Below are 13,458 nucleotides of genomic sequence, written 5' to 3'. Positions count from 1 at the left end.
AGGGGAGCCGTCTGGTCGTGTCGATCGCCGCGTTTCTTTGTGAGTGAGCTGCGCTTGCTCTCCCCCGTGGGCCCTGGCGCGGTACGCGGAACTGGCTAAACTCGCCAAGGTCGGCTTACAATGGGTGGTACCGACGGGCTTGTGCAGCCTGCCTCCCACCGTTCTCCTTTCTGGACCCACTGCAAACTGGTTGCCTCAGAGCGTGACGCCCTTGATAGGCCGAAGACTCCACCTTTTGGTGTCGCATCGAAGCCGAAGAAGCAGAAGAACTGGAACCAACTCTTACCTGACACCAGCACTTCCAGCACAAGAATGGGCCAGCTACACACCACACACAAGAGCAGGAAGTTTGCTACTCGGTAGCTATTCCGGCCGGGTGTCGCGGACGGTCAGTGTGGATACGGTTTTCCGGTGGGTTCGCCTCCACCGCCGCGTGCGAGCTGCTCCAGCTCCCAGACGACGAGATCGGCCATGCGATAACGCCTTTACCTGCCCATTCGCGCGTACCGCGGACCACGACCCGCCGCAGCCCACGCCGTCAGCGTTTTAGGGCGCATCTTCAGATGACGCGCCACTTCTGCTGTGCTGAGCCAGATTTCATCACTCGGAGGGCCATCTACGTCGACCGCATCGCTCTGGGGAGAGCTGCGTTCGACGGCGGTGCGTTCCGGCTCGGGTTTCGATTGCATGTGGGCACCTCAGTTCAGTTCTTTCGCCCACTGAGACGTACCCGCTACGGTAGCTGGCGGACCACGGTGCGCTACTACGGAGCGGGGGGTTCCCAGCGGGTCGAGCGCATGGGGCTCAGCGCCGATGACTGCTGGTGGAGCTCGAAGCCGATCCCGACTACACCGAAGGAAATGTCGAGGACTACCGGCGCGAGATCTACGTCTCGGCCGACAAGCGCGCGAACCCCGGCACCGTCAAGATCGAGAACTCGGTCGGCAATCTCCAGGTCTGGCAAGCGACCACCGATGAACTCGATCGCTATCTCAAACATCTTGTAGCCCTGGGGCTTCGGCGCAATGCCAAGCAGCACAAGATCGTGCTACGCGCGATGATGGCGATCGTGGTGCGGTGGCGGTCAATCCCGTCGACGGTGTCTCGCCGTTCACCCGGCGCAAGAATTAGGCGCGCGGCAAGGTCGAGGACCAGCAGGCGCTGCCGGTGTTTCGTACCCAGGTGCGCGCGTGGGCGCGCGGTGAGGCGGTTCCCGGCACGCCGGCCTACACCTGCGGCCCGCGCGCGACTCCCACGTTCTGTCGAGCTATGAAGATGCAGAGGTGACACCAACGCCGCGAGTAGACGTTCCGCATCCTCGGTCATTGCGGGTAGGCAGGACCGTGCGAGTTTTCCACAAAGAGCAAAGTGAAGACGCCGCCAATGCCCAACACAAACAGACCGCCCGCTGGAGGCTCGGCGGAGAAGTACAACGAACGCCAGGTGGCGGCACTTGCCGAGATCGTTACTCGAACTCGGTGCGAGGCTGTTACAGATCTTGTGGCGATGACGATATGACTGTTGGCTTGTGGTGGACACTTGTCGTAGCGGGGAGGAACATGGACACGGCTGCAGAGGTTGTCTTGGCCGTACCCGCAGGTGATGACGCTGGTGCGCGAACAGCTGATCTGTACGACTGGCAGGCGGCCATGGCTACTGCTGACGGGTTGCGATTGTTCGCTGATGCTCTCGACGGTGACGGTCACCTGTCGGCGCACGCTGATAGCCGCATCATCTGCGAGCACCACGAGGACTGGACGGTTCTCAATGCCGCTGATGCAGAGCTGGTGTCGGCGAAGCACCGCGAGCCATCGTCCGGGGCGTGGACGACAATCAAGCAGCTTGTTGACAAGGGTGGCTTGGCCCATCTGTTCGGCCGTTGGCTCGCGCTTGATGAGAAGCCGAACGTCCGGCTGGTGACCTGCGCAGCGCTGGCACCGGGAGATCCGCGCAAGCTCGCGAAGGTAACCGCATTTCTGCGCGATCAGGCCGCGGGGTGTGAACTGGATGCGCCCACGGTGATGTTGGTGCACGAAGTTGCGATGGGCTTTGCGAAGGAACTGCTTCTCTATCGTGATGGTTTACCCAAGGAATGGCAGGCTCCTGCGGAGGCCACCGCGAAGACGTGCGTGGCCAGCGAGGCCCATGGCCAGAAAGTCTGCTCGTTTCTTACCGTGCTGTTCATAGATGACTGTCGGCCGCACCGCGAGGTGACCGAACATGCGGCGCCGAGCATGTACATGCAGCCCATTCTGGACAAAATGGATCGGCGGGATGTGCCGGCCTCGGCGGTCTGGGAAGCAGTTCTACAACTCTTCCGATTGCGTATGCGCGCCCAGGGGCCAGTCCCGGACGGTGCGCTTCCGCTCGTACTTGTAACGTCCCCAAATTCGGGCGGCGCGACGTCTGCGTTCGAAGTGCGACGCGCTCTGCTCCCCCGCACAATCGATGTGCACGACATCGCGATAGCTATCCGAACTGCATTGGCCAACCCGTTTGGGTACATGCCGCTCGCCGTGCCCGCTCAGCTGAGCAAGCTCGGCATCAAGATGGCCAGGGGCGGGTGCGCCGATACGAGCATTTCGCGGGCTGAACGGCTGCGATCGGATTTCAAGCGCTATTGGCAGGAACGGGGCGATGACGTGCCGGGCAGCGCAGCGGAACGTTATGCGATGGAGCGCAAGTTCCTGCGAGTGGCCGACGAAGCTACCTTCGAGGCCAGAACAGCCACTGGGAATTGGGGTTCGCCTTTCTGGATCGCGCTGGCCGGCCGCCTTGACCGCCTGCATGAAGCAGGATCACTTGACGGCTTGGATAACGAACTCGCCCTCGGAGGCGTCTGCGATCTGGCCGCCAGATGCGAAGTCTGGTTCAGTCCTCGGTTTGACGTGAAAACTGAGATCGCGCGTCTACGTGCAGAACGGACGGCGGAACGATGACATCGCCGAGTCACGCCGGAGTCCGTGAAGCACTTCGAGACGATCTCGCATACCACCAGATGCGAATTCTCCTTCTGGTGACAGCCGTCGCTGGAAGCCAAGGACATGCCCGCAAACTCGATGGCTTGACCAAGCTTGCGAAGCTGGATTTCCTCGTACGTTATCCAGCTCTCGCGCCGCGAGTCCTGGAGAACCTGAATGCCGAGGACGAGCGGCTGCACATCGCGCAGGACGTTGACGCAACCGATGTGGAGGCACCGATGACTCGGTACAAGTACGGCCCATGGGATGACCGGTACTACCCGGTCATCGGTGCTCTGGTCGGGCGTGGCCTACTTCGCTATGTCGCAGGTCGACAGGGCAGCGTAGCCCTCACACCAACGCCTGCTGGTCGCAAGCTCGCCGAGCGCATGGCTCAAACAGAGCCGTGGCAAGAGATCAATGACCGGTGCCATGCAGTCGCACAGGCGACCGGAGGCCTCACCGGCGCCGCATTGAAAGACCTCATCTACCGTCACCTGCCAGAAGTGATGGACCGTCCCCAACGGCAGGTCATTCGATGACAACACGATTCCGGCTCGACGCCGTTTCCCTGGACACCACCGAGGGAACGGTGACCTACCAGTTCCCTTCAGCTCTCACGGTGCTTGCTGGACCGGTTGGCGTCGGCAAGAGCACGCTTTTCGAACTGATCAAGTACGGAATTGGCGGCAACGGTGAGCTGGCTCCCGTCGCTGTCAAAAACGTTCGGGATGTCACGGTCCAGCTCACGCTGGTACATGAGCGATTTACTCTCACGCGCAGCCTCGACCCCACGAAGAAGAACACTATCCGCGTGGTCGACAACATCACTCAAGAGCGACTGCCGGATCATTTCGTCAAGGATCGCGAACCATCGCTGAACACGTTGCTGCTTGGCGCCCTTGGCCTGCCCACTGAAATGCGAGCTGCCGCGCGAACCACTACCACTACCAAAGCTGGAAATCGCATCACGTTCGCGGACATCTTCATGTTCATGTATATCCGCCAAGCCGAGATAAACCGCGACATCGCATCGAGCCAATCCCCTTACCGGGAGCCTAAGAGGAAAACCGTCTTCGAGCTGCTGTTTGGGCTGACAGACTCTGATATTCTCCAAACTCGTTCTGATCTTGCCGTGCGCAACGGTGAGCTGGACGCAGCAGTCCATGACCACGAGGTTGTGCTCCAGTTCTTGCATGACAGCAACACGGCAAGCCTGGATGAAGCGGTCGCTGCCCGCGCACAGGCCGCTGAGGCTGAGGCCACCGCTGCAGCTGAACTGGACACTCTTCGACAAGCCGTTGCCCCAGTTGTCGACCGCGAAACCCAGACTCTCCGCGACCTGCTCGGCGAGGCCGAGCGCAGCTTGGCGATGGCCCGCCAGACCGCAATCGTTCTTGCACAGCAACAAGTCGACTATGGCACAGAGCGCCGCAGGGTCATGCAAGACCTTGACCGACTTCGACGTCTGCATGACGCCGGTGAACGCCTCGCCGACTTTGAGTTCATGGTCTGTCCTCGCTGTATGCAAGACATTCACCTTCGGGACGTACCGACTGACCACTGCCGGCTTTGCCTGCAGCCCGACCCAGTTCCCGCAGCCCGGACTTCGGCTGCTGAGGAAAGCTACGAGCAGCGCCAACTAAACGATCAACTCGTCGAACTGGAAGAGCAACTCACAGGCAGCGCGGAGCAACTGCTTCATGTGCAGCGAGCAGTGGAGCACCGCCATGCGCTCGTTGACCAGCTAAGCGCAACGCTGGACGAGCGAACTCGCGATCGGATCACGCCCCAGCTCCAGGCATATAGTGACGCCTCCCAAAAACTCGCCGAAGCCCGTAGCGAGCAAGAGGCTCTTGATCGTGTGCTCTTCCAATGGGACCGCGCGGATGACTTGAGACTCACCGCCGATCAGCTCAGGAACGATGTGCAACGGCTACGTACAGCCCTGGAATTGGCTGAGCGACAGTTGGCAGAACGTAAGACGGAGATACTTGATGAACTGGACGCTGAATTTGCAGAAACGATGACTGCTATCGGAGTACCTAGCGTCGAGCGTGCAACAATCAATCGCACGAGCTACTTGCCCATGCTCAACGGTGAGATTTATACAAAGTTCAGCCCTGCTGGCGGCGTCCGCACTGCGACGCAGTTGGCGTACTGGCTGACATTGATGTCGGTCGCGCTCCGTCGCCGAGACACTGCGTATCCAGCATTTCTCCTGATCGACAGTCCACGCACGTCGCTCAACAACAGTGACGACTTGGCAGCCGCACTCTACCGCCGCATGGTGACTCAAGTTGATGCAGCGCAAGGGCGGCTTCAGATAATCGTCGGTGACAACGAGCTTCCTAGCGTCTATCGGCGCGAATACGATCAATTGGATTTCACGTACGAAAATCCCACGATCAGCACTGTCGCGCACCCTGGCCCAGCGGCCGTCGAGCCCCTCAACTCCCCCAGAACTGACGACGCCGAATGATTGCGTGCTCGACACGACTCCGCAGCAGTCATGAAGAGGTGCAAACAGCTTGCTGCGAGGCGGCCCACCGTCCGCAATCACACTCGCGCCTTGGCGAGCACCCCATCTTGAGTGGATCTTCCTCGCAGATCGGCTCGGATGATCGTTCAGCAGCCTGGAGCGGGCGGCGCCGATGCGCATCCCGGTAGCGCGCATCCTCCTCCCACAACCAGTCCACGAGAACCTTGTCCGCCGACCACAAACGCGGTCTACGGCTGGGGGAACAGGCCGGGTCTCCGGCACCGCGATCCGCAACAGAGGCTGGCCCCTGTGTCGCCGGTCAGCATGCGCGGGCCGGTGCTGGCCTTCGGTTAGGTGTTCTCCGGCGCTGCTGGTCCTGGGTTGTCGTTGCACTTGGTCGGGCGGCGATATCGTACCCACAGTCGGTCCGCGTCAGATCTGTGCGCGGCTGGGGGCCGGACAGTCGGCTGCCTAGATCGCCACTGCGACAGGCATTCCGCGCAACGTTGTTCCGCTAGAAGGCTCAGGTCCTTATCGATGACGGCATAAGAGACGGCGTTCCCAGTGTCAGTTGCCGTGCTTGCTTGGGTGTGAATTCGAACAGCGGTCAAGCAATACGTCGCAGCATGGGCGGCAATGGCTGAATGCGAGAGCAAGCGAGATCGTGGACACTTCGGCAGATTCCAAGATTGACCCATCGAGGACCCGCTGGCGCGGCGGCGCACTTGCATTCCTACGCGCCGGTAGATCGATCTAGCTCTGTGGATCGGGTGTCACCGGTCAAGGAGACAACGTCGTTGTCGGGAGGGTGTCAATCAATGACTTAAGCCGTTCTGCGGCGTCATGGAGTGGAATGGCTTCCTGCTCGATTCGACGGAACGGTGCGGGTCCTGCTGTAGCGACGGCGTCGTAGGCGGCTGCTTCGGCCTGGATGAGGTGGGTGAGCCGCGTCGAGGATGGTTTGATCGGCCGACCTGCCTTGTCGTGGTTCACGCCATGGTGTGCGTAGCGGTGCAGGTCGGTGGCGTCCATGAGGATAGAGTGGACGGTCTTGGCGGACATGCCATCGGGGGTGGTAGCTGTCATCATGGCGCGGAGCCGGTCGAGGATTGCGTAGCCGTCGGCGTCGATATCGCCCCAGTAGAAAATATGTTCGGCCGCGCGGATCCAGGCGATGTCAGCAAGCAGGGATCCAGCGGCTTTGCCGCTTCCTTCGACGATGATCGTATCGGTGGCAGGTGGGAACCAGAGGCGGCAGTCACGGTTTTCGACGATGAGGACCACCCGCGGTTCGTAGGCGAGGTCGTGGACGTCGCCGGTAGTCCAGGAGTCGTGCCTGCGTCTGCCCAAGGCGGTGTAGTTAGGGTCGACGTAGGTCAGGTGAACGACGGCGAGCCGTGGCCTGACTTCGGCGCGCACATCGCGGCCGGCCACCATCGCCAAGAGAGTGCCATGGGTTTCGAGCCACTTCGAGTGCATGCCGGGCACCGGGAGCTGGCGGGCAGTCCAGGCACTCGCGTCGGGGTGGTCGCGTAACCAGGACACAGCCTCGAATAGAACCGTGGTGTCGGAATCGGCGAGCCGGCAGGTGGCTTTCAAGGTGGCTGGGGAGAGAGTGGCGCCGACTGCAGCAAGTGACGCGGCGAGGGAACGGGCGCGATCCATGTCGATAGCCGGGGGTTTGGTCTGGGTTCGGGCCACGAGTTCGATGGCAGCGGCCAGGGTGTCGGCTACGAGCATCGCCGGGAACTCGTCAGTCACACCGCGGATAGTCACCGGTTTGCGGATGATCTCGACTCCTGCGGCGCCGCTGACGAATTGTGTGTCGAACGCACGCCACGCCGCATACCATTCGTGCCAGCGGACGTACCCGATCTCTCCGACTCTTTTCCCGGTTGCCACGCCGGGACGAAGCGGCACCGAAAAGTTCACGGGCGCTTCGGCGCCGCGCTCCGCGCAGACTGCTTCAGCCCATTTCTGGTCCATCTTGTGGCGGAGCGCTTCGACGGCCTCGTCCACTGTCAGAAGGCTGGCGGTCACTCGTCGTCCCCGGGCACGCCGATAATAAGTTTGGCCCACGAGCGGCTCTGGGCGTCCTTGAGTACCAAATACTCAGCCTCGACATGCGGTTCGATGGCGCTGTTCTTGTCGTTGGGTGCGCCGACAATGAGCTGGAATCCGAGGCCACGCCAGGCCCCGATGGCGCGGCCGGTGTAGCGGGCGTCGGCCTTGATGAGCGCCTCGTCGAGAAATACCGGAGCGTAGCGCGGGCGCTCAGCCCCCGCGTCGCCCAGCTGATAGCGCAGGGCCGAGCCGACGATGAAGGCGACGAGTTCCTGGGACTCGCCGCCGGATTTCTCTCCGATGTGGTCGTAGAGGGCGACGTGTTCGTTTGCGGCGTTGCGCTTTTCGGCGCTGATGCGGATGTGGTTTCGCACGTCGATCAGGTCGGCGAAGTCCGGGGCCGTGCGGCGGATGCGGTCGATCACCTTGGCCATACGACCGTAGGCGCGTTCCCGGGCGGTGTCGGTATCGGCCTGGTCGATCAGGCGGCGAACGTCGCGCATCTCCTTGCGGAAGCGTGCGCGTACTGCCGAGTGGCTTTCCTGTGGGTCGATTTGTAGTCGATGGTCGTTGTCGGAGAAGGGCAACTCGGCGAGGATGCGGTTCACCGGTTCGATCCGGTCGCGGATCTCCCGGATGGCCGAGGCGAGTTCGCTGTCGAGGCTGGTGAGGTCGTTGCCGGACAGCTTCAGCAGGCTGTCGCGCCATTGGGTTTCCAGCTCGTGCAGCCGACTGGTCTCCAGGTCGGTGAGCAGGCGTTCGAAATCGTCGTAGGAGGCATCGGGGTCGGTGCCGAGGTTCGGGTTCGGCCAGCGCTCGACGAATGTCGAAAATGTTTCCGACAGTGCTGTTCTGGCCCTGGCTATCGCACTTACCGCAGTCTGCCGATCGGCTCTGAGCCTGTCGGCGACACGGTCGGTAGTCGTGTCGAATTGCGTGACGGCCTCGCTCGCTGAGATATCGCCAGTACTCCCTGTATCGAACAATTCGGTGAGATAATCGCGGTGCTCTGAGGTGACCTCGCGGCCGGACTGACAAACGATGTCGAGTTGCTGTTGGGCGTCGACTGCCTCGTCGGCGGTTGTTTTCCAGTCTTCGTCGAGATCTTCTTTCACGACCTTGGCCCGGATGGCTTTCTCGGCGAGGTCGTTGACCTTGACCTCCAGCGCATCCAATTTCTTCTGCAGTCGGTCGATTTCGGGGTTGTCGGAGTGAACTTCGTCGATGATCTGCATCCATCGGTCTCGTTCGGCCGAGACCGAGTCGACGTCTACCTGATCCCACGACAGCTCGGTCAGGGTCCGGTAGGCGCTGCGGCGGTCCTCAAAGGAGTCGAGGGCGTCCTGCGCCCCTTTCGCTCGGTCGGAGGCTTCGGTCTGATTTTCCTCGGCGTCGCGGATCTGTTTGTCGAGGTGCGCGAGCAATCGGTCGTTGGTGAAGCCGAGGACGTTGGCCCGCCCTTGACCGCCGTGCGCGCCGCGCGCACCGTCGGAGATCTGACCGGTGATCGTGAGTGCTTTGGGATGCTGTGGCAGCAGGCGAGGGGTCTCGACGCAGACATAGTCGAATCGGTTGACGAGTTCGCTTTTGAGCCAAGCCGTGAACGGCGAGGGCCGGTAGTCGAGTCGGCCGGGCAGCGTGCGATCGTCGAGCCCGATCTCGTCCCGCAATCCGGTCGGCACGCCCTCGAACTGGATGCGCCGCGCAGTGCGCACGGTGTTGATCTTTTCGCGAAAGGTGCTGAGGTGTGCGATGTCGATCAGCATCTTGATGGCGAACCCGGCCAGAGCGAGGTTGAACGCTTCGCGCCACGGTTCGAATACCGTACGAACCTCGATCAGTTCGCCGACAAACGGCAGGTCATCCGGCGTGAGACCGGCAACCTCGGCGAACGCCGCGCGCGCTCGATGCAACTCGGTGGGGATATTGCCCCGGCGCGCGGCGACGGCCTTGCGCTCAGCGCGCAGATCCGCCAGCTCACCCGTCACGGTCGTCAGGTGTGCCTTCGCGTCGGCGAAGTGGTTCTGAGTGGTTTCCCTGGCTTTCTTGTCATCGAGTAGCCGGCGTGCCTGGACGACCAGAGCGGCGAAATCCTCTTCGCCGGATACCTCTGCGTCGAGGACCTTCAACGCCTGGTCCAGTCGCGTGCGCACCCGACTGACCTCTTCGAGCCGCTTATCGACATCACGAAGCGCGCTGCGGGCTCTGTCCAACCTGTCGCCTCCGGAAGAGCGCAAAGTCTCTGCGACGCCGTCCAGTTCGGATTTGGCCGCCTCGGCCAGAGCCGACTCCACAACAGCTGCTTGTTTTGCTTGTTCGCGGCGTCGCCGGAGGTCTTCCTCCGCGGCGCGCAGCAATTCGACTCGTCGTTCGTGTCGCCACAACCACGCTGGCGACGAGGAGTCGGTGAACGATCCGATGGCCTCGATCATGCGCAGACGATCGATCGCGTCGTGGATGGTGCTGCGATACTCCCGGATCGGAGTCAGTGCCCTGACCTGCTGGCGCGCGGTAGTCATCTGCTTCCGAGTACTGGACAGTTCATCGAACTGCTTTACCACCTCGTCGGCCGTGGAAAGGGTGGACGGCTCCTCGAGAACCATCGTCTTGTACAATGCGTCGACCGTGGTGATCTGCTGTCCGGCCTGAATCCGGCCCAGCAGCGCGACCGCTTTGTTCCCGTCCCCGGCGGCACCGATCCCGAGCGCGGTATGCAACCGCGCGGTGTACTCCCGGTCGGTGGTGTAACACGTCAGCCCGAGGGCTTTCACCGCGGGCTCGGCGAACCGCTTGTTCGCCGGTTCCGCCAGCTCACGCAGGTCGAAGGGTTCATCGCAGGTGGCTCGCACCTGGACCAGGTCCTCGAGAGAACGCGCCGACGACGGCACATACCATGCCCGGACAGCAGTGAATCTCGCACTGGAACGGTCGGCCCATGTCATCGCGATCGCTGACCAGGTGTCCCAGCCGTCGCCGCGCAGGACCTGGGCCTTCGTCTCACCCCCGGTACGGGATTCGTCGAGCTTTCCCCGTGCATAGGACAGGATGTTGCGCTGGTCCTTGCCGCGCGGCCGACCGACGACACCGCCATTAGAGGCTCCGTTGAACGGCATCGTGTGGGGCATGATCAACGCGATATAGGAGTCCATCAGAGTCGACTTGCCCGATCCGGACTCACCGCACAGCAGGGTCGCGCCGGGCGCGAACCGCACGCGATGGTGCCCCTCGTATCCGCCCCAGTTGACCAACTGCAGATCCTGCGCCACCCACTGCTGGCCGCGGGACGCTTCGGGGATCAGCCCGAACAGCGTGTCGATCATATTCATGGCGCGATCTCTCTCGCGGTGGCATCGCCTGCATGGCCTGCCGCGTTGTTGCGTTCACGCAACCATCGGCTGAGCTCGCTGAGTTTCTCCGCGCTCATCACGACCTCCACCAGCGGCGTGATCCGGTACCGACCCGAGGTTTCTTCCTCCATCAACCCTTCCCTGGCCAACCGCGTCACGGCGCCACGGATCTCTTTCTGCCTTTCCGCCATATTGGTGTCACCAGGGTCGAAGTAGGTCAGCACCGTCTGCTCGAGTTCTTCGATATCGACTCGCGCCGACACCTCACCCGCGACCCGTTCCTGCTGGAACACCGTGCGCAGATGCACCAGTACTAGCGTCTCGGCACGGTTGTAGGGGTCGTCCTTCAGCAGGATCGGCACATCGAGTTCCGCCGATCGCACCTGCTGTTTGTGGGCGATGCCACGCTCATGATCGATCACGAGCCGAACGAACATGTCGTGCAGCCGGGACTCTACGAGTTGCTGGTTTTCCAGTAGGGTCCGCCACTGCGCCGGGTTCTTTTCGGCTAGCAGGCATCGGCGCTGCAGCAACCGCACCAGCACCCGCCGCACTTCCACATCCAGCGTGCCCGTGTCACCGGCGAACAACTCGGTCGGGTCTTCTTCCATTGAGACCGGGTCGATGAACCCGGCGTCCTCGCCCTCCGACCACGCGTCGTCACCGGGATTCGTCTCACTCATCCGCCCCCTCCTTCGTCGTCACGACCACACCGCCGAACGCGAACCGCCGCCGAGTCCTGTCCGGCCGGATCGCCTCGACTGTGACAACCTCCCCAGTTTCGGTCATCCCCGCGCGATGCGCGAGCTCGAGCAGACCGAGCAAATCGACCGGGCGGCGGATCTTCTCGGGCGCCGCACCGAACGCGGCCGCGATTTCGATGATGTCTGCGTCGGTGCCGAATCGTTCTAAAAGCGCTTCCAGCGCCGCATAATTCGGCCCGCCCCATGCCCGGGTATCGGTGTCCGGAATCATGTCTTGGCTCCACTCGGCCAACGGTGGGGGTAGCTGAAGCGGGCGGGGATCGCTCAGTGATTGACGCAGGTGCTCGACGCTGGCGGTCGGTAGGCGGCGCAGTGGCTCGATCGGTTCTCCGCGTCGGGAGCCTGGCATCCATCGGTGAAAGCCGGTCATCACCTCGCGGAGCAGCTCATCCACTTGCCGGTCCCTCATCGGGTCATGGTTGCGGACCTGGGTCGTGATCACATGCGACGCCTGCCGCTGCGCGGTCAGCACCTCTTTGACGCCTCGCTCGATCCGGCGCGCGATCTCGGTGAACTCCCGCCGTTGCGGTTCGGTCAACTGCGCGGTGAACCGATGCCGCAACACCGTGCGCAACCGGCTCGACAAATCATCGATTCGCTCCGGATCACCGATCAACCGCAACGCCCCGGCGAACGCCCGCCCTTCCGGCGTTGCGTCCATGATCTGCTGTCCTTGTTCCAGGTATTCACGCAGCACCTCGCCGGTCGGCCGGATGTCCTGCCGCAGATCGGCGACCACCTGCCGCTGCATAGCCTTGATCGACTCTGCCACCCGGGCAAAATCAGCTGGCAGCTCCCGTGCCAAATGCAGCACATTCTCCGCCTCCTCGACCAGCCGCTCGTCATCGACGGACTCGACTGCGCCGCCAGCCTCGAGCCGCCTCAGCTCCTGCTGCCGTTCGCGGATCTCCGTCTCCAGACGGGTAACCCGCGCCATCACATCCGGGTCGGCGTCCTGCGCCAGCCGCTCCACTGCTTCCAGCAGCGTCCGGACCCGGGACTCCGATACCCGTGTCCGGGAACCCCCCACCCGGCCGGCGACTTCCAAGGCGCCCACGCCATGCGCGGACAACCGATAAACCTCGCCCTCGTTTTCCAACACCTGCCGCACGAGCCACCCAGCGTTCACCCACTGACGGCACAGATCGCGCGCGCTTCCCGCGGGCAACGGCAGCTGGTTCTCCTCGCCATACCCCATCGCCCTCAACTGGTTCAACGCATCGCTGATCTCTGCGTGCGCGTCTGCCACTGCCACGGCGGGACGCTGGGCCGTGAACACTGTCGCCAGCATGGTCACGACAAACGGCGCATACGTCTGATGGAGCAAATCCAGCATCGGGGTTTTGAACGCCCGAAGAGCCCCCTGATACGCACCCTCTACGCCTCGAACACTCATCGCTGCCAGAGTACGTCTACTGACCGACACGCAAACGTGTAAAACAACCTCTGAAACTGCGGAATCCGCAGCGGCCCTGCACTTGTAGGTCACACCACGCCGGTTGCGCACCGACACGCGCGCCGGAAACCACTCGATTGTCAGCGTTCCCAACCAAAGACCCGCTACGGGCACCGTCGAGCGGGCGGGTGTGGAACGCTTCGACCCGGGCGTCGAGCTGGGCTTCCATGATCGAGACTTGCAATTCGGAAAGCATTGTCACACAGAGTAATTCGACCAAGCGCTCCATCCTGTGGGTGGGCGGCCGGAGTAGGTAGCCGCCAGCACACTGGTGAGGGCGCGTTTGCGCTTCTGATCTTGAAATTGCTTGGGCCGCAGTAGACATGGGACGACCGACGGTTACAGGTGCTGCCGTCACGGTCGTTACCCAACTCGGCGGATGTTG

Annotated in this window: 8 protein-coding genes and 1 pseudogene; 3 read left to right on the top strand and 6 right to left on the bottom strand. The window is 62.5% G+C overall.

Translation table 11 applies throughout. The features are described 5' to 3' along the window. Nucleotides 1-763: 763 nt before the first annotated feature. On the bottom strand, nucleotides 764-1,039 hold the full coding sequence (locus IBX18_RS40600; protein WP_194838730.1) for a hypothetical protein: 276 nt from the start codon (nucleotides 1,037-1,039) through the stop codon (nucleotides 764-766). Between the two features lie 520 nt (nucleotides 1,040-1,559). Here IBX18_RS40600 and IBX18_RS40595 point away from each other — a divergent pair. From IBX18_RS40595 to IBX18_RS40585, 3 genes are all read left to right on the top strand, one after another. Continuing rightward, entirely contained in the window at nucleotides 1,560-2,939 is a 1,380-nt protein-coding gene (locus IBX18_RS40595; protein WP_194838729.1) for a hypothetical protein, read from the top strand. Between the two features lie 125 nt (nucleotides 2,940-3,064). Then, nucleotides 3,065-3,502: a hypothetical protein gene (locus IBX18_RS40590; protein ID WP_228542568.1), complete on the top strand. Its 438-nt coding sequence runs from the start codon at nucleotides 3,065-3,067 to the stop codon at nucleotides 3,500-3,502. Continuing rightward, on the top strand, nucleotides 3,499-5,442 hold the full coding sequence (locus IBX18_RS40585) for a hypothetical protein (RefSeq protein WP_194838728.1): 1,944 nt from the start codon (nucleotides 3,499-3,501) through the stop codon (nucleotides 5,440-5,442). Before IBX18_RS40590 ends, IBX18_RS40585 begins: the two co-directional genes overlap by 4 nt. A gap of 780 nt (nucleotides 5,443-6,222) precedes the next feature. On the opposite strand, the gene IBX18_RS40580 is transcribed toward IBX18_RS40585, so the two are convergent. The 5 genes and pseudogenes from IBX18_RS40580 to IBX18_RS42675 form a co-directional block, all read right to left on the bottom strand. Then, nucleotides 6,223-7,461: a Wadjet anti-phage system protein JetD domain-containing protein gene (locus IBX18_RS40580; protein WP_306796635.1), complete on the bottom strand. Its 1,239-nt coding sequence runs from the start codon at nucleotides 7,459-7,461 to the stop codon at nucleotides 6,223-6,225. Between the two features lie 17 nt (nucleotides 7,462-7,478). Next, the gene (locus IBX18_RS40575) at nucleotides 7,479-10,832 is read right to left on the bottom strand and encodes an ATP-binding protein (RefSeq protein ID WP_194838727.1); all 3,354 of its coding nucleotides are present in this window, start codon (nucleotides 10,830-10,832) and stop codon (nucleotides 7,479-7,481) included. Next, nucleotides 10,829-11,536: a DUF4194 domain-containing protein gene (locus tag IBX18_RS40570; protein WP_194838726.1), complete on the bottom strand. Its 708-nt coding sequence runs from the start codon at nucleotides 11,534-11,536 to the stop codon at nucleotides 10,829-10,831. The genes IBX18_RS40575 and IBX18_RS40570 overlap by 4 nt, the downstream gene beginning before the upstream one ends. Then, the gene (locus IBX18_RS40565; RefSeq protein ID WP_194838725.1) at nucleotides 11,529-13,013 is read right to left on the bottom strand and encodes a DUF3375 domain-containing protein; all 1,485 of its coding nucleotides are present in this window, start codon (nucleotides 13,011-13,013) and stop codon (nucleotides 11,529-11,531) included. The genes IBX18_RS40570 and IBX18_RS40565 overlap by 8 nt, the downstream gene beginning before the upstream one ends. A 175-nt stretch (nucleotides 13,014-13,188) precedes the next feature. Then, nucleotides 13,189-13,364, bottom strand: a pseudogene (locus IBX18_RS42675) (transposase); the annotation flags it as partial. Nucleotides 13,365-13,458: the final 94 nt, after the last annotated feature.

The organism is Nocardia sp. XZ_19_369 (assembly GCF_015355715.1).
Taxonomy (GTDB): Bacteria; Actinomycetota; Actinomycetes; order Mycobacteriales; family Mycobacteriaceae; genus Nocardia.
The sequence above is the reverse complement of the archived record's forward strand: the minus strand, read 5'-3'. Positions and strand labels throughout refer to the sequence as shown.